General features: G+C 40.7%; 14 protein-coding genes. 12 read left to right on the plus strand and 2 right to left on the minus strand.

Annotated features, from left to right (window positions below; all coding sequences use genetic code 11):
• Nucleotides 1-89: 89 nt before the first annotated feature.
• Together CLNEO_RS05865 and CLNEO_RS05870 are read left to right on the plus strand one after the other, a co-directional pair.
• Nucleotides 90-2,279 (plus strand): DNA topoisomerase III, encoded by a 2,190-nt coding sequence (locus CLNEO_RS05865; RefSeq protein WP_066086600.1) that lies wholly within the window; start codon nt 90-92, stop codon nt 2,277-2,279.
• Nucleotides 2,280-3,560 carry a methionine gamma-lyase family protein gene (locus CLNEO_RS05870; RefSeq protein WP_066085882.1) on the plus strand — a complete coding sequence of 427 codons (1,281 nt, stop codon included), beginning with the start codon at nt 2,280-2,282 and terminating at the stop codon, nt 3,558-3,560.
• 245 nt (nt 3,561-3,805) lie between these two features.
• Here the strand turns inward: CLNEO_RS05870 and CLNEO_RS05875 are convergent, their stop codons facing one another.
• Both CLNEO_RS05875 and CLNEO_RS05880 read right to left on the minus strand, forming a co-directional pair.
• Nucleotides 3,806-4,483, minus strand: a complete 678-nt coding sequence (locus CLNEO_RS05875) for a YoaK family protein (protein WP_066085886.1) — start codon at nt 4,481-4,483, stop codon at nt 3,806-3,808.
• A 13-nt stretch (nt 4,484-4,496) separates the two neighbouring features.
• Entirely contained in the window at nt 4,497-6,029 is a 1,533-nt protein-coding gene (locus CLNEO_RS05880; protein WP_066085889.1) for a YifB family Mg chelatase-like AAA ATPase, read from the minus strand.
• Between the two features lie 198 nt (nt 6,030-6,227).
• On the opposite strand from CLNEO_RS05880, the gene dprA reads away from it, so the two are divergent.
• The 10 genes from dprA (at nt 6,228) to rseP (ending at nt 16,731) form a co-directional block, all read left to right on the plus strand.
• Nucleotides 6,228-7,322, plus strand: coding sequence for a DNA-processing protein DprA (dprA, locus tag CLNEO_RS05885; RefSeq protein WP_066085892.1), 1,095 nt, complete (start codon nt 6,228-6,230; stop codon nt 7,320-7,322).
• Nucleotides 7,323-7,348: 26 nt separating this feature from the next.
• Nucleotides 7,349-9,487: a type I DNA topoisomerase gene (gene topA / locus CLNEO_RS05890; RefSeq protein ID WP_066086602.1), complete on the plus strand. Its 2,139-nt coding sequence runs from the start codon at nt 7,349-7,351 to the stop codon at nt 9,485-9,487.
• Nucleotides 9,488-9,668: 181 nt separating this feature from the next.
• Nucleotides 9,669-10,391, plus strand: a complete 723-nt coding sequence (gene rpsB, locus CLNEO_RS05895; RefSeq protein WP_066085895.1) for a 30S ribosomal protein S2 — start codon at nt 9,669-9,671, stop codon at nt 10,389-10,391.
• A gap of 90 nt (nt 10,392-10,481) precedes the next feature.
• Entirely contained in the window at nt 10,482-11,414 is a 933-nt protein-coding gene (gene tsf / locus CLNEO_RS05900) for a translation elongation factor Ts (RefSeq protein ID WP_066085897.1), read from the plus strand.
• A gap of 144 nt (nt 11,415-11,558) precedes the next feature.
• Complete coding sequence (pyrH, locus tag CLNEO_RS05905) at nt 11,559-12,266, plus strand: UMP kinase (protein WP_066085900.1); 708 nt, start codon at nt 11,559-11,561, stop codon at nt 12,264-12,266.
• A 26-nt stretch (nt 12,267-12,292) separates the two neighbouring features.
• Entirely contained in the window at nt 12,293-12,850 is a 558-nt protein-coding gene (gene frr, locus CLNEO_RS05910) for a ribosome recycling factor (RefSeq protein WP_066085902.1), read from the plus strand.
• A 55-nt stretch (nt 12,851-12,905) separates the two neighbouring features.
• Nucleotides 12,906-13,646 (plus strand): isoprenyl transferase, encoded by a 741-nt coding sequence (locus tag CLNEO_RS05915; RefSeq protein ID WP_066085905.1) that lies wholly within the window; start codon nt 12,906-12,908, stop codon nt 13,644-13,646.
• A gap of 16 nt (nt 13,647-13,662) precedes the next feature.
• Complete coding sequence (locus CLNEO_RS05920) at nt 13,663-14,481, plus strand: phosphatidate cytidylyltransferase (RefSeq protein WP_157723487.1); 819 nt, start codon at nt 13,663-13,665, stop codon at nt 14,479-14,481.
• A gap of 12 nt (nt 14,482-14,493) precedes the next feature.
• Complete coding sequence (locus CLNEO_RS05925; protein ID WP_066085911.1) at nt 14,494-15,639, plus strand: 1-deoxy-D-xylulose-5-phosphate reductoisomerase; 1,146 nt, start codon at nt 14,494-14,496, stop codon at nt 15,637-15,639.
• A gap of 21 nt (nt 15,640-15,660) precedes the next feature.
• Nucleotides 15,661-16,731, plus strand: coding sequence for an RIP metalloprotease RseP (gene rseP / locus CLNEO_RS05930; protein WP_083531872.1), 1,071 nt, complete (start codon nt 15,661-15,663; stop codon nt 16,729-16,731).
• Nucleotides 16,732-16,849 lie beyond the last annotated feature (118 nt).

Genomic DNA, 16,849 nt, shown 5'->3' on the forward strand with positions numbered 1-16,849 from the left:
AATATATTTTATGTCAATAAAGCAAGGAGTGTTTGCCTTTCTTGGGGAAGGGTGGTATACTTTGGAAAGGCAAAAAAGGAGGTGGGGAAATGGGCAGAATTTTAGTAGTGGCGGAGAAGCCATCAGTAGCGCGGGACATAGCGAAAACACTGGGCATAACGCAAAAAGGCGAGGGCTGTTTGATGGGCGAGAGGTATGTGGTTTCCTGGGCCATTGGGCATCTGGTTACCTTGGCTGAGCCAGAGGAATATAATGAAAAATTTAAGAAATGGAGTTTTGCCTCTTTGCCTATCTTGCCGGAAAAAATGGAGCTTAAAGCAATAAAAAACACCCGCACCCAGTTAAAAATACTACATCAATGGATGAATAACAAGGAGATTGACTCCATCGTTTGTGCCACAGATAGTGGGCGAGAGGGCGAATTAATCTTTCGATATATTTATAATATTACCAAGTGCAAAAAGCCCTTTCAAAGGCTTTGGATTTCCAGCATGACAGAACAGGCAATCAAGGACGGGTTTGCCAATTTAAAGGATGGTGCGGCGTATGATTTGCTGTATCATTCTGCAAAGTGCCGCTCGGAGGCGGATTGGCTGGTTGGCATGAATGCAACAAGAGCATACACCTTGCGCTATGACGTTCTTTTAAGCATCGGGCGTGTGCAAACCCCAACCTTGGCTTTAATTGTGGAGAAACAAAAAGAGATTGATGCTTTTGTTACAAAGCCTTATTTTGAGGTTCAAGGGGATTTCGGTGGATTTTATGGCTTTTGGATTGATGATGAAGCAGACACGAAAATAGAAAATGAGGAAAAGGCAACGGTAATCACCCAAAAGGTTGAGGGGCAAAATGCCGTTGTAACCAAGGTGGAAAAAGAAGAAAAAAGAATCTTGCCTGCTCAGCTTTATGATTTGACGGAGCTTCAGCGAGAGTGTAACAGAAGATTTGGATATTCAGCAAAGAAAACCTTGGACACTGCCCAAGGGCTATATGAAAAAAGAAAACTGATTACCTACCCCAGAACAGACAGCCGCTATCTTAGCGAAGATATGAAGGGCAAAGTACAAAGTACAATGAAAAGACTGGCGGAATTGGAGTCTTTTCAGGAGTTTGCAAAGCCCTTGCTGACTGATAACGGGCTTTCTTTTTCTAAGCGAATTATTGATAACACTAAAGTGACAGACCACCATGCCATTATTCCTACGGATGTACGGCTAAGATTAGACAGCTTGACACAGGAGGAGCTGAATGTCTTTCTTTTGGTAGCCAGCAGATTTATCAGTGTGTTCTATCCCAATTATCGTTATGAAGTAACGAAGGCTTTTTTTTCCTGCGAGGATGAACGGTTCTTGTCTAAGGGGACAGTTGTCTTGCAAGAGGGCTGGCAGGAGATTGAGAAAAAACTAATTCCTGGGAAGGAAAAAAAGGAAAAGACCAATGATGAGCAAAAGCTTCCGCCATTATCGGAAGGCGAGGTCTATCTTATTTTAGAGGCAAAGGTTTTAAAGAAAAAAACCACGCCGCCAAAGCCCTATACGGAAAGCAGCTTGCTGTCAGCCATGGAAAATGCAGGTCGATTTGTAGAGGATGAAACGTTAAAGGAGCAAATGAAGGACAGCGGTCTTGGCACACCCGCCACCCGAGCGGCGATTATTGAGCGTTTACTGGCGGTTGGCTATATCACAAGAAAAGGCAAAAACTTAATTCCTACAGAAAAGGGAAAGCAATTGATTCAAGTGGTACCGGAAGCATTGCGTTCGCCCCAAACAACAGCCAAATGGGAAAAAGGTCTTTCTTCCATTGCCAAAGGGAAGATGGAGGAACAGCGATTTATGGAAAGCATCAAACGCTATGTTTCTTTTCTTGTGGAGGATGCTGCCCGAAGAAAAACTGAAGTCGTTTTTCCGGAAGAAGAGAAAAAAGGATCGAGAAAGGGTGGAAAAACTCTGGGGAAATGTCCTGTTTGCAAGGATGGGGACGTATTGGAGAATCGCAAGGCATTTTTTTGCTCAAAATGGAAAACAGGCTGCAAATTTACCGTTTGGAAAGACAGCCTTTCGCCCTATGGAATAGCCTTAACCGAAAAAATGATGCAGCAGCTATTAAAGGATGGAAAAATACCCGATGTAAGTGTAGCGTTACCCCAAACAGGGGACAAAGGAAAAGCCGCTCTGATTTTTTCTGCAGACGGTAAGGGACGCATTGAATTGATGGATTTTACAAGAAATCTCAAGATAGAAGAAAATATAACACAGGCAAATGAAGGAGAGAACAAGTAAATGAGTAGTATGTACCAGAAATTAGGAATTGCCCCTGAGGTTGAGGCTTTTTGCGAGAGTGTATTAGAAAATTTAAAGGACAGATTCCAAAGCATTGATTCCATAGCAGAATATAACCAATGTAAAGTGATTGCGGCAATGCAAAAAGAACGGGTTGATGCGACTTGCTTTGCGGGCAGTACTGGGTACGGCTATAACGATGCAGGGCGTGATACCTTAGAGAGGGTATATGCTGCTTGCTTTGAAACCGAGGCGGCTTTGGTTCGTCCCCAAATTACTTGCGGCACCCATGCTCTTGCCATTGCACTGTCTGCAAATTTACTGCCCGGTGATGAGCTTCTTGCCCCAGCAGGCAAGCCTTATGATACGTTGGAGGAAGTGATTGGAATTCGCAATTCCCCTTGCTCCTTAAAGGAATATGGCGTAAGCTACCGCCAGGTGGATTTATTAGAGGATGGCTCCTTTGATTATGAAAATATTCGTAAGTCAATTCATAAGAAAACAAAAATGGTGACCATTCAGCGTTCCAAAGGCTATCAGATGCGCCCAACCTTTTCTGTTGAAAAAATTGGGCAATTAATTTCCTTTATAAAGGAAATTAAGCCTGATGTCATTTGCATGGTAGATAATTGCTATGGCGAATTTGTTGAAAAAATTGAGCCTTCCAATGTTAGGGCAGATATGATTGTGGGCTCTTTAATTAAAAATCCTGGCGGCGGACTGGCACCCATTGGGGGATATATTTGTGGTACGCAGACTTGCGTTGACCGCTGTGCCTATCGATTGAGTGCTCCCGGCTTGGGGCAGGAGGTTGGTGCCAGCCTAGACGTTATGCGTTCCCTTTACCAAGGCTTTTTCCTTTCCCCCAATGTGACAGCAGGAGCCCTAAAGGGGGCTATTTTTGCGGCAAATGTATATGAAAAATTGGGCTTTCGGGTGATTCCTACCAGTACAGAATCTCGCCATGACATTATTCAAGCGGTAGAATTAGGAACAGCCGAGGGTGTAATCGCTTTTTGTGAAGGCATCCAGGCGGCAGCCCCTGTGGATAGCTATGTAAAGCCTGAACCATATGCTATGCCCGGATACAATTGTAATGTTATCATGGCAGCGGGCGCATTTATACAAGGTTCTTCTATTGAGTTGAGTGCAGATGGTCCAATTCGTCCCCCTTATTCCGTTTATTTCCAGGGCGGTTTAACTTGGTATCATGCAAAATTCGGTATTATGATGTCCTTGCAGAAATTATATGAAAAAAAATTGGTAGAATTGATGCGGTAAGGTATTTTTTCAAAGTAAAACTTATCCTTGTATTTTGGAATAAAGTAAATTCGTAAGGGTAAAACTCCATAGGCTTCCTCTAACATGAGAGGTAATTTGAAGTATATAAAAAGGCTGGTAGGAAGCATATTCACATGTAGTAGCTCCTATCAGCCTAAGTTTTAATGATTTTCCGTGTTTTTTGCTAAGACATCCAGGGATAGAGCTACAGAAAACATAAGCAAAATTTGACTTTCTAATAAATTTTATTCATCCTGCTCTTTTCTCTGTAAAAAAAGAATGATAAAGGCAATGATTAATAGAATACAGCAAAAAAGAACGGATTTCACCCCAACGCGGGAGGTTACTCTTGCCCCAACCGCTGCGCCGGATATAAAAATTAAAATTACACTAAAATACAAAAATGCTTTTTTACCGGCAGTGCTGTCCTTTTCAAATACTAATTGAACCAGTTGATGCGTGCCGCTTCTTAGGTTGCCTGTGCACATTGTTGTGGCATATGGTAAACCGTGTACAGAACGAAAACTCTGCACCTGCATGGAGCAAATAAACGAAATAAATACATTGGCTAAAATATCGCCTTTCCCAAGGGGGATAAATGCAACAATAACCAATATGACAATCTCGATTAGTAGCACAATTTGCCGCCAATGGAGACGGTGATTTTGTGGGAAATGCCGCTTGATATATTCATCAAGAAATATGCCGCTTACAAAAGCAAATATTGGTATCAAATAATATAAGGCATGATAAAACTGCCCCTGAACGAGCTGCATCGCCAGCAAAATCATATTTCCTGTCTGGGCATTTGCAAAAACCCCGCCCCTTGCAATATAGGTATAGGAATCAAAAAATCCGCCTGCAAACGCCAACAGGGCGCCGACACGAAAGCTTTCTGACATTTGTTCTTTCCATTGATTCATAACAAACTCCTTATTAAAACATATACTTCCGATCCAGTGTGCGATATTGTAAAACCTCTGCCAAATGGCGCAAGGTAATGTCCTTGCTGCCATCTAAATCAGCAACGGTTCTGGCTACTTTTAGAATTTTATGGTACGCTCTGGCACTTAAATCCAATCGCTCAAAGGCATTACGAAGCATGTCCTTTTCTTTTGTGCCCAAGGGACAAAATTTCTCTATTTGTGCCGCAGAGAGCTGTGCGTTAAAATAAATCCCTTCATTTTGAAAACGTTCCAGTTGAATATGATGAGCAGCCAAAACCCGCTCTTTGATTTTTGAGGAAGATTCACCCAGTTCTATTTCTTCTAAATCATCGTATGTAACCCCAGGCATTTCCACCATAATATCAATGCGATCCAAGAGAGGGCCGCTGATTTTGCTACGATATTTTATGATTTCATTCATGGAGCAATGACATTTATTCCCATCTCCCAAATAACCGCAGGGGCATGGATTCATGGCCGCTACCAGCATAAAATCCGAAGGGAATGTTAAGGTGCCATTGACACGAGCAATAGTAACTTCTCCATCCTCAAGGGGCTGACGCATAATTTCTAAGGCAGGCCTTTGAAATTCCGGCAGCTCATCAAGAAACAGTACGCCGTAGTGGGATAAGGATATTTCTCCTGGTTTTGGAATGCGTCCGCCACCGGTTAAGGCAGAGGCGGAAATGGTATGGTGTGGTGAACGAAAAGGCCGGGTACGAATCAAAGAATTTTTGTTACGCAACAAACCGGCGACGCTATAAATTTTTGTAATTTCAATGCTTTCTTCAAAGGTTAAGTCGGGTAAAATAGAGGGTAGTCGCTTTGCGAGCATTGTTTTACCGGAACCCGGTGGGCCGATCATGAGAAAATTATGTCCCCCTGCCGCTGCGATTTCCATGGCGCGCTTTGCGTTTTCCTGTCCCTTTACATGAGAAAAATCCAACAGCTGGGGCGGCTGGTTTTCATGGAACAATGCCTTGACATCAGCCAAAAACGGTGGTATCTTATTTTTTTCTAATAAATGCTCCCCAATTTCTTTTAGGTTACGCACAGGGTAAACGGCAATTCCTTCTACCAAAGCAGCTTCCTCCATGTTTTCTGCGGGAACGAAGCATTTTTTGATTCCGTTTTGCTTTGCCCCATATACCATAGGCAGCACACCATTCACAGGTCTTACGGAGCCGTCTAAGGATAGCTCTCCTGTAACAAAATAGTCATCAGCAACTTGCGTTTTTAACGCTCCGCAGGCACAAAGTATGCCCAAAGCAATAGGCAAATCAAAAGAGGCTCCCTCTTTTCTGGTATCAGCGGGGGCAAGGTTTACAGTAATATGTTTGACAGGAAAGGAAAACCCTGAATTTTTTAACGCAGTACGCACTCTTTCACGGGATTCCTTTACTGCTGAATCCGGTAGGCCAACAATATCAAAAGAAGGTAAGCCGCTGCTTAAATCAACTTCTACGGAAACCGGATAGCTGTCAATCCCTTGCAAAGCAGAGCTTTTAATGATAGAAAGCATTATAAACGCCCCTTTTCTTTCAAAATATAAAATAATCATATCAATATTTACTAAAATTTGCAATATTTTTGGTGAATCACTACCAAATTAATATCCATAATTACTGAAATTTTTTCAAACTATGTAATTCCTTATTGAATTTTAAAAAAAAAGGTTATATAGTTAAGGGCGTAACTCGATGTGGGGAGGAATGCTTGCATGGAAGAATACTATTTGATGTGGCTTTCTCGAATTGAAGGTATTGGAATCAAACGTATTCGTATCCTTTTGGATTATTTTCAGAGTGCCGAGGCGGTTTGGAATGCTCGTAAAGAGCAGTTTGCTACGCTGAGGGGCATTCCTGAAAAGACCATAGATGCAATCCTTTTGGCGAGGGACGAAGAAACATTGAATCATTGGATTGAAGAATTGGAAGAAAAAGCAATACAGTACTATTCTTTTTTACACCCTCTATACCCCAATTTGCTAAAGCAAATTTATAACCCGCCCGTTGGTATTTATGTAAAAGGCTTACTGCCCGATGATGATATTGACAAAATATCCTTGGTGGGAGCCAGACGATGTTCTCGTTATGGAGCAGGTGTGGCATATCAGATTGCCAAAGACATTGCCAGAGCCAATATTGTTGTGGTAAGCGGTATGGCAAAGGGCATTGATACCATGGCTCATAAAGGCATATTGGATGGGGGAGGACAAACCATTGCTGTACTTGGATCGGGCATTGATATCTGTTATCCAGCGGAAAATAAAGAGCTGATGGAAAGAATTATAAAAAACGGATGTATCATTTCCGAATATCCCCCCGGTACGGAACCTGCGGCGCACCATTTTCCTAATCGAAATCGAATTATTGCAGGATTGTCCAAAGCGCTGGTGGTGGTAGAAGCAGGGAAGAAAAGCGGAACCTTAATTACCGCTGATATTGCCTTGGAAAGCGGCAGAGAGGTATTTGTTGTTCCAGGGAATATAACCAGCGCATTAAGCGAAGGTACAAATAATTTAATTAAGCAAGGATGCCCTATCGTTACCGAAACAAATGATATATTGTTTGAATTGGGCATTACCTATAAAGAGTATGAAAGACAAACGATTACAAAACAAGTGGCGGCAAAGCTGACTCCGGACGAAAAAGAAATTTATGATGAAATTTTTGATAAAGAGCCTGTTTTGCCAGAAACCATTTGCAGAAAGCTGCATAAAAATATACAGGAAGTGCAGTATATACTTTCCTTGTTGGAGATTGCTGGATATATTCGAAAAATTCCACAGGCAGGATATATCAGGGAAGGTTAATTTTGAGGTGAGGTATGACAAAAGAAATGACCGAAAAAAAGAATAAAGCAGCAAAGTCTGATGCAAAAAAGACAAAGACATCAAAAAAATATCTGGTGATTGTAGAGTCACCGGCAAAAGCAGCCACCATTGGAAAATTTTTGGGCACCAGTTATAAAATTGAAGCCTCCATGGGGCATATCCGTGATTTGCCAAAAAGCCAGATGGGCATTGATTTGGAAAATGACTTTGAGCCAAAATACATTACAATTCGGGGGAAAGGGGATTTATTGAGCAAGCTGCGCAGAGATGCCAAAAGTGCGGATAAAGTGTTTCTTGCAACTGACCCTGACCGCGAGGGAGAAGCCATTAGCTGGCACTTGGTTCACGCCTTAAACCTTGGCGAGGAAAAGGATATTAGTCGAATTACATTCAACGAAATTACTAAAACCGCGGTCAAGCGTTCCATTGGCGAGGCAAGAGATATCGATATGGATTTGGTAAATGCCCAACAGGCAAGACGCTTGCTTGACAGAATGGTGGGCTATACCATAAGCGATTTGCTGTGGCAAAAAGTTAAAAAAGGACTTTCCGGCGGACGTGTGCAATCTGTAGCGCTGCGAATCATTTGTGATCGAGAAGAAGAAATTTTAGCCTTTATTCCCACAGAGTATTGGTCTTTAACAGCCAAGCTTCTTGACAAAAACGGGAAGCATCTGGAGGCTAAGTTTTATGGCAAGAACGATGAAAAAATGGAGTTGTCTGACAGCGAAACGACCGAAGGAATCGTAAAAGCTTTGGAAGGCAAGGCTTTTGAAGTAACAGATGTAAAAATTGGCACTCGTCAAAAGAAGCCTGTGGCGCCCTTTACAACCAGTACGCTGCAGCAAGAAGCCAGTAAGCACTTAAACATGGCTTCACAAAAAACCATGATGATTGCCCAACAGCTTTATGAAGGTATTAACATTAAGGGAGAAGGCACGGTAGGTTTGGTTTCTTATATTCGTACGGATTCCTTCCGTATTTCTGATGAAGCATATGACGCTGTTGTGTCCTTCATTAAAGATCAGTACGGCGATGAATATGTTAATCCTGAAAGAATTATTTATAAATCCAAAGGGAAAACCCAAGACGCCCATGAGGCAATTCGCCCCACAGAGATTTTACGCAGTCCTGATAGCATCAAGGAGTCTTTATCAAAAGACCAATTTCGTTTATATAAATTAATTTGGGAGCGTTTTGTTGCCAGTCAAATGAGCCCTGCCGTTTATGACACGCTTTCTGTAAAGCTGCAGGCCGGGGAATGCTCCTTTAGAAGCTCTGGCTCAAGCATAAAATTCAAAGGCTTTTTAGAGGTGTATAATAAAGGTGAGGAAGAAAACGAAAAAATGATTCCTCTTTTGGAGAAGGGTGACCTTTTAAAAACAGAGGCGCTTTTGCCCGAACAGCATTTTACCCAGCCGCCAGCTAGGTTTACCGATGCTTCTTTAATCAAGACCTTGGAAGAAATCGGTGTTGGCCGCCCTAGTACCTATGCACCTACCTTAACTACAATTCAGGCGCGGCATTATGTTACGAAGGAAGCAAAAAATCTTTACCCAACAGAACTGGGTGAGGTAGTAAATAATATCATGAAAAGCTATTTCTCAGAAATCGTGGATGTTGACTTTACGGCAAATTTGGAAAAACGCTTGGACGAGGTGGAAAATGGCCTTGAGGAATGGAAACAGGTTATTCGTGATTTTTATCCTGATTTTTATGCCTGCGTAGAGGATGCTCGAGAAAAACTGGCAAAGGTTGAAATAAAAGATGAAGTCAGTGATGTGATCTGCGAAAAATGCGGCAGAAATATGGTGATTAAATATGGTCGCTACGGGAAATTTTTGGCTTGTCCCGGCTTCCCTGATTGTCAAAATGCGAAGCCATTTTTTGAGGAAGCAGGAGTAAATTGTCCTGAATGCGGGGGGAAGGTGCTCATTAAAAAAACCAAAAAAGGTCGTATTTATTATGGCTGCGAGAACAATCCTGAGTGTGGGTTTATGTCTTGGAATAAGCCAACAGGTGAGAAATGTCCTGTTTGCGGCAGTTTTTTAGTTGAGAAGGGCAGAAAAAATATAAAAATTGTTTGTTCTAACGAGAAATGTAGCTATATAAAAGAAAGACCTGAGGAAGAAGAAAGCCAATAATGAAAACCCGTCATAAATAATTTGCAAAACTTTCACAAAACGGTTGTATTTTGGGATTATCTGTGATATAATCCCATAGGTAACTTTAAAAACACACGTATCTGTTGCCAAAGGAACGGTGCCGACAGGGTCGGTTTCTTTTCGGAAAATGATGCGGAGGACTAACCACAGGAGGTGCGCTATGAGCGTAATTTCAATGAAACAATTATTAGAAGCAGGTGTTCATTTTGGACATCAGACAAGAAGATGGAACCCCAAAATGGCGGAATACATCTTTGCAGAAAGAAATGGCATTTACATTATTGATTTACAGAAAACTGTAAAAAAAGCTGATGAAGCTTATGCTGAAGTTTGCAAGGTGATTGCAGACGGCGGTGAAATTTTATTTGTTGGCACAAAAAAACAAGCGCAAGAATGCTTGAAAGAAGAAGCTGAAAGATGCGGTATGTACTATGTTAACCAAAGATGGTTGGGTGGTATGCTGACAAACTTTACAACAATTAAAAAAAGAATTGCAAGACTGAAGGAATTGGAAAAAATGCAGGCTGACGGTATTTTTGATGTTTTGCCTAAAAAAGAAGTTGCAGCTTTGTTGCATGAAATGGAAAAGCTGGAAAAGAACTTGGGCGGTATCAAAAACATGAAAAAAGTGCCCGAAATGCTCTTTATCGTTGATACAAGAAAAGAAAGAATTGCTGTTCAAGAAGCACATACATTGGGTATTCCCATTGTTGCAATTGTTGATACAAACTGTGATCCGGATGAAGTTGATTATGTTATTCCTGGTAATGATGATGCAATCCGTGCAGTAAAGCTGATTGCTTCCAAGGTTGCCGATGCAGTTTTGGAATCCAAGCAGGGCGAGCAAGAAACAGCAGCTCCCGAAGAAGTAGCAGCTGAATAATTTATATTACAAGGCATTTGCCCGAGCTTCAGCCAACTTACGGGCTGAAGCTCTTTTCAATTATAGCGGAAAATACGGAGGGAAAAAAACATGGCTATTACAGCAGCAATGGTAAAAGAATTAAGAGAAACTACAGGCGTTGGCATGATGGATTGTAAAAAGGCACTGGCTGAAACAGACGGTGATATGGAAAAAGCAGTAGAATTATTAAGAGAAAAAGGTCTTGCTGCATCTGCAAAAAAGGCTGGTCGTATAGCTTCTGAAGGTGTTGTTGACATTTTCATAAGTGATGACAATAAAATTGGTACAATTATTGAAGTAAACTCTGAAACCGACTTTGTTGCAAAAAATCAGATTTTTAGAGATTATGTTGCAGTAGTTGCAAAGCAAGCATCCAAATCAACAGCTGTAGATATGGATGCGTTCTTAGCAGAAAATTGGGATTTGGATTCTCAGTATACAGTGAAAGAAGCTTTGAGCCAGCAGGTAGCTGTAATCGGCGAAAACCTTAACATCAGACGTTTTGAAAAATTTGAAAAAGCACAGTCCGGCAAATTGGTTTCTTATATCCACGGTGGCGGCAGAATCGGTGTTATGATTGAATTGGCTTGTGAAAACGAAAGTGATGAGTTGGTAGAGTTAGGTAAAAACATTGCAATGCAGATTGCTGCTTTAAATCCTAAATTTATCACAGAAAAAGACGTTCCAGCTGACTTTATTGAAAAAGAAACAGAAATCTTAACTTTACAAGCGAAAAATGATCCAAAAAATGCTAGCAAGCCCGATCAGATTATTGCAAAGATGATCGAAGGCAGATTGAAAAAAGAATTAAAAGAATTCTGCTTGGTTGAACAGCCTTATGTAAAAGATGGTGATTTGACAGTTCAAAAATATATTGATTCTGTTGCGAAAACTGTAGGTGCTTCGATTGAAATCACACGTTTTGTTCGTTATGAAACAGGCGAAGGCTTAGAGAAGAAAGAAGAAAACTTCGCAGATGAAGTTGCAAAGGCAATGATTTAATCAATTTTTATAAAATTGAAAAGAAACGCCAAAGTATTGGCGTTTCTTTTTTACGGAGAATTAGGAAATAATTATACTTTTATAAAAAATGTGGTATTTTTGTTAAGATTATGATACATTAGAAGGGTAAGGAGGCTGTTATCAATGTATAAGAGAATTGTCCTGAAATTAAGTGGCGAGGCTCTAGCCGGTGATAAGGATGGCATTACTTTTGATGATACTGTAATTTGGAGCTTAGTTTCCCAAATTAAAGAGGTTATAAACAAAGGGACGCAGGTTTGCCTTGTTGTGGGCGGCGGCAATTTTTGGCGCGGCAGAAGCGCTGCTTCCGGTATGGATAGAACAAAAGCAGACCAAATTGGCATGCTTGCAACAGTGATGAATGCAATTTATTTGGCAGATGCTTTTCGCCAGAATGGTGTTTTTGCAACTGTTCAAACGCCGATTCCTTTTGGCACCATGACGGAGCTGTTTTCTAAGGATGCTGCGTTGGCACGATTGGAAAAAAGCGAAGTACTCATTTTTGCTGCCGGACTTGGACACCCTTTCTTTTCCACGGACACTATTACAGCCTTAAGAGGAGCCGAACTTGATGTAGATGGGCTATTTTTCGCAAAAAATATAGACGGCGTTTACGATGATGATCCAGCTGTTAATCCCAATGCCAAAAAGATTGATGTGATTAAATCGGAAGAAATTGTCAAGAATAATCTTAAGGTGATTGATATGGCAGCAGCCAACCTTTGTTTTGAAAGGAAAATTCCCGTAGTTATTTTTGGCTTAAACGAAGAGAAAAGTATTATCCGCGCGGTAAGCGGAGAAAAGATTGGTACAATTGTTACAGTTTCTTAAAAAACGAATCATAGGAGGCAAACGCTATGGCATCTGAATTAATTAAACCTTATGAAGAAAAAATGGCAAAAACCGTTACAGCTTTGGCAAACGATTATATAACAATTCGTGCAGGCCGTGCAAACCCCCATGTGCTTGACAAGATTACTGTTGAATATTATGGAACACAAACCCCAATCAATCAGATTGGAAATGTTACCGTTCCGGAAGCACGTATTATTCAAATCCAGCCTTGGGACAGTAGTGCTTTGAAGGCAGTTGAAAAAGCAATTAATGCTTCTGATTTGGGTCTTAATCCCAATAATGACGGAAAAGTCATTCGCTTAATCTTCCCCGAATTAACAGAGGACAGAAGAAAGGAATTGACAAAAGACGTTAAAAAGAAAGCGGAAAACTCCAAGGTAGCAATTCGTAATATCAGACGAGATGCAATTGATGCACTCAAAAAAGTTGAAAAGAAAAAAGAAATTACCGAGGATGAATTAAAGGATATGGAAGATGAAATCCAAAAGCTAACAGATAAATTTGTTGCAGATATTGATAAAAAATGCGACGAAAAATGCAAAGACATCCTTGCAGTATAAATTAAACTACCTGCCCCTCTGGTAATAGAGGGGCTTTGTTTCTTGGAGGATATTTATGTTTTTTCAGAAAAAACGAGAAGTGCTTTTAATAGATTCTTCTCGCCTACCTAAGCATATTGCAATTGTTATGGATGGTAACGGGCGGTGGGCTGCCAAAAGAGCTTTACCAAAAAAGGCCGGTCATAAAGCGGGAGCTGAGGCTTTTGAACGGTTGATTACCGATGCCAAAGAAATAGGAATAGAGCATATCACGGTTTATGCGTTTTCAACAGAAAATTGGAGGCGTTCAGAGGAGGAAGTAGCTGCCATCATGGATTTGATGCGCTACTATTTAAAAAATTCTTTTCAGCGTTTTCTAAAGGACAACGTAAGAATGCATATCATTGGAGATATTTCCCGTTTGGATGAGGATATTCAAGAACAGATTCGGGAGGTCGAAGAAAAATCAAAGGCCAAAGATGGCATGACTGTTCATATTGCCCTAAATTACGGCGGAAGAGATGAACTGCGTCGAGGGATAACACAAATTGCTGAAAAAGTTGCAATCGGAGAATTATCTCCCCAGGAAATCACAGAAGAAATCATTGCGGCACAGCTTGACACTGCTGGCGTTCCTGATCCGGAGCTAGTAATTCGTACAAGTGGAGAAGAACGCATTAGCAATTTTTTGTTATGGCAAATTGCTTATTCGGAATTTTATTTTACAGATGTACTGTGGCCTGATTTTGGTAAAAAGGACTTGGAAGAGGCAATTTACTATTATCAGAATAGAGAACGCCGCTTCGGCGGAAGATAAATTGAGGTGATTTATATTGAAAACCAGAATTATTTCCGCAGTTGTGCTCCTACCATTTCTGATATTCCTTGTTGTTTCCGGTGGTTTTTGGTTGAAAACGTCAATGGTTGTTTTAGGTTTGATGGGAATGCATGAGTTCTATCAGGCATTTTCAAAACAAAACACTGGGTTGCATGTCATTGGCTATGCTTTTGCCTTATTCTACGGCTTTTTTATGGAGCAAATTATTAATGCAGATAATTATTTTAATATTTTTGTTTCCTTATTTCTTGTGGTGCTAATGATTTATACGGTTATTTGCCATGATAGAACGAATGCGCTGGAAGGGATGACAGGTTTTTTTGGTTTTTTCTATGCATTTTTCTTATTATCCCATATTTATTTAATTCGAGAATTTGCTTACGGAAAATATCTGGTTTGGCTGGCGTTTATTGCTGCTTTTGGCTGTGATACCGGGGCTTATTTTGTTGGAATAAATTTTGGAAAACATAAATTAATCCCCTCGCTTAGTCCAAAAAAAACAATAGAAGGTGCTATCGGCGGAATTGTCACCGCAACCTTGATTTCTTTGGCATATGGCTTATGGATTGGGAAAGTTGTGGTGTTTGAGGATGTAAATCTACTGCTGTTGTGCGGTTTGGCTGGTTTTTTTGGTTCATTTTTGGCGCAAATCGGCGATTTGGCTGCCTCGGCAATGAAAAGAATCAACGGAATTAAGGATTTTGGGAAACTGATTCCCGGTCACGGCGGCGTATTAGATCGTTTTGACAGCGTTATTTTAACGGCGCCGGCACTTTATTACATTATGTTTTTCTTAATTAGAGTGAAACCGTAAAGAGGTAAAAAAATGAGAGAAATTTCAATTTTAGGCTCAACAGGTTCCATTGGTACACAAACATTGGAAGTCGTTGAAAATTTGGATAACATATGCGTTGCAGGAATTAGTGGAAATCAAAATATTGAGCTGTTGGAAATGCAGGCAAGAAAGCTTAGACCTCGTCTTGTTGCGGTTATGGATGAAAAACAAGCAAAAAAGCTTAAGGATCGTTTAACCGATGTGAAAACTAAAGTGTTAAGCGGTATGGATGGCTTCATTGAAGTTGCAACAATGAACTCCGTAGATACTGTGGTGACCTCCGTTGTGGGAAATGTTGGGCTAAAGCCCACGTTTGAAGCAATTTCAGCGGGAAAAAATATTGCTCTTGCAAATAAAGAAACTCTCGTTTCCGCCGGTCAGCTGGTTATGGATTTAGCCCAAAAAAATGGCATTTCCATTTACCCTGTGGATAGTGAGCATTCTGCAATTTTCCAGTCGCTGCAAGGCAATGAAGGCAATGCCATTCGGCGGATTTTATTAACAGCTTCCGGTGGCCCGTTTCGTGGAAAAAAGAAAGAGGAATTAATGCACATTACCGCTGCTGATGCATTAAGACATCCCAATTGGTCTATGGGTAAAAAAATTACCATTGATTCCGCTACCCTTATGAATAAGGGCTTAGAAGTAATGGAGGCAAAGTGGCTTTTTGATGTATCAACCGATCAAATTGAGGTTTTGGTACATCCACAAAGTATCATGCATTCTGCAGTGGAATACGAGGATGGTGCAATTATTGCACAAATGGGTGAGCCTGATATGAAGGTGCCCATACAATATGCCCTTACCTACCCCAAAAGGGTAAAAAACCCATTCCCTAAGGTGGATTTTGCCCAAAGGAATGCTTTATCTTTTGAAAAACCCGATATGGAAACATTTTGTTGCTTAGGCTTGGCATACCGAGCGTTGGAAATAGGCGGAACATTGCCTGCTGTATTAAATGGAGCAAATGAAATTGCTGTTCAAAAATTTTTGAGCGGAAAAATTACTTTTTTACAAATTCCTGAACTGATAGAACAAACTATGAATGCATATACTGTGAAGTATGACTATACATTAGAAGATTTATTGGATGCCGATGATTGGGCAAGGAGCTTTGCTTCACATCTGAATTTCTGATAATAGAGAGGAGGTGGAGAATTGTTCTCCATTATTATTTCGCTGATTTTAATTGGTGTTCTTGTGATTGCGCATGAATTTGGACACTTTATTGCCGCAAAGAAAAGTGGCATTTTAGTCGAAGAATTTTCTGTAGGCATGGGGGCCAAAATCTTCTCCCATAAAAAAGGAGAAACAGAATACACCATTCGTCTGTTACCCTTGGGCGGCTTTTGCCGTATGCAAGGCGAAGAAGAGGACGGTACAATTGGGCCACGGTCATTTTTTTCGAAATCCGTAGGTGTGCGTTTTATTGTTATGGCGGCCGGTCCATTTATGAACTTTGTGTTGGCGTTTATCATGATTTTTGGGCTGACAGCAACCTCATATATGGCTGTGCCCAAAATAAAAGAGGTTTTGCAAGAAACGCCCGCCCAAGAAATTGGCTTGCAGGCCGGAGATGAAATTTACAGAGTCAATGGAAAGCGCATCCATATTTATGATGAAATGGAATCGCAAATATATAAAAACAGCGGTGAGGAAATGCGTTTGGATGTATTAAGAGATGGTCAGGTATACTCTTATAAATTGACTCCTCAATATGACGCAGACCGCCAAGGATATCTCATTGGTTTTTCCCCTGAAATAGAGGTTGGCCTGTTTGCCGAGGCAGTGGAAGGCTATCAGCGAACTTCTGTATTGGAAACCATGCGATACAGCTATTATTCTATGCTGAACTATATTAAGCTGACTGCGGAAGGCTTGGCGCGGGTGTTCACCTTTACTGCAAAGCAGGAAGAGTTTGGCGGGCCAATTTCCATTGTCAAAATGGTTGGAGCTAGCTATGAGGCAGGGCTAAGCTATGGCTTGAAAGAGGCAATTCAAAATGTAATTTATATTGGCGCTGTGTTAAGTGCAAATTTGGGTGTATTGAACCTATTTCCCATTCCTGCGTTGGACGGCGGAAGAATCCTTTTGCTGCTTGTAGAAGCAATCCGCAGGAAACCCCTTAACCCTGAGCTGGAAAGTAAAATTCATTTTCTTGGTTTTGCCTTTTTAATAGGAATTATGGTGTTTGTTTTATATGGAGATATTGTAAAATTCTTTATTTAAACGTTTTTGAGATTCGTGAATCAAAACAGATGATTTTATGAGGAAATACTTATAACATCACTGTTTTGATGTGAATTTCATGCAAAGACTTGCTTGCAAAATTTTTGAATGATTTTTA

It is taken from the genome of Anaerotignum neopropionicum (assembly GCF_001571775.1).
GTDB lineage: Bacteria > Bacillota > Clostridia > Lachnospirales > Anaerotignaceae > Chakrabartyella > Chakrabartyella neopropionicum.

Bases quoted from the DNA above. Each gene is read 5' to 3' on its own strand.
- tsf (WP_066085897.1), top strand. From the start codon at position 10,482: ATGGCTATTACAGCAGCAATGGTAAAAGAATTAAGAGAAACTACAGGC.
- dprA (WP_066085892.1), top strand. From the start codon at position 6,228: ATGGAAGAATACTATTTGATGTGGCTTTCTCGAATTGAAGGTATTGGA.
- CLNEO_RS05875 (WP_066085886.1), bottom strand. From the start codon at position 4,483: ATGAATCAATGGAAAGAACAAATGTCAGAAAGCTTTCGTGTCGGCGCC.
- CLNEO_RS05925 (WP_066085911.1), top strand. From the start codon at position 14,494: ATGAGAGAAATTTCAATTTTAGGCTCAACAGGTTCCATTGGTACACAA.
- pyrH (WP_066085900.1), top strand. From the start codon at position 11,559: ATGTATAAGAGAATTGTCCTGAAATTAAGTGGCGAGGCTCTAGCCGGT.
- CLNEO_RS05870 (WP_066085882.1), top strand. From the start codon at position 2,280: ATGAGTAGTATGTACCAGAAATTAGGAATTGCCCCTGAGGTTGAGGCT.
- rpsB (WP_066085895.1), top strand. From the start codon at position 9,669: ATGAGCGTAATTTCAATGAAACAATTATTAGAAGCAGGTGTTCATTTT.
- CLNEO_RS05865 (WP_066086600.1), top strand. From the start codon at position 90: ATGGGCAGAATTTTAGTAGTGGCGGAGAAGCCATCAGTAGCGCGGGAC.
- CLNEO_RS05880 (WP_066085889.1), bottom strand. From the start codon at position 6,029: ATGCTTTCTATCATTAAAAGCTCTGCTTTGCAAGGGATTGACAGCTAT.
- CLNEO_RS05915 (WP_066085905.1), top strand. From the start codon at position 12,906: ATGTTTTTTCAGAAAAAACGAGAAGTGCTTTTAATAGATTCTTCTCGC.
- topA (WP_066086602.1), top strand. From the start codon at position 7,349: ATGACCGAAAAAAAGAATAAAGCAGCAAAGTCTGATGCAAAAAAGACA.
- frr (WP_066085902.1), top strand. From the start codon at position 12,293: ATGGCATCTGAATTAATTAAACCTTATGAAGAAAAAATGGCAAAAACC.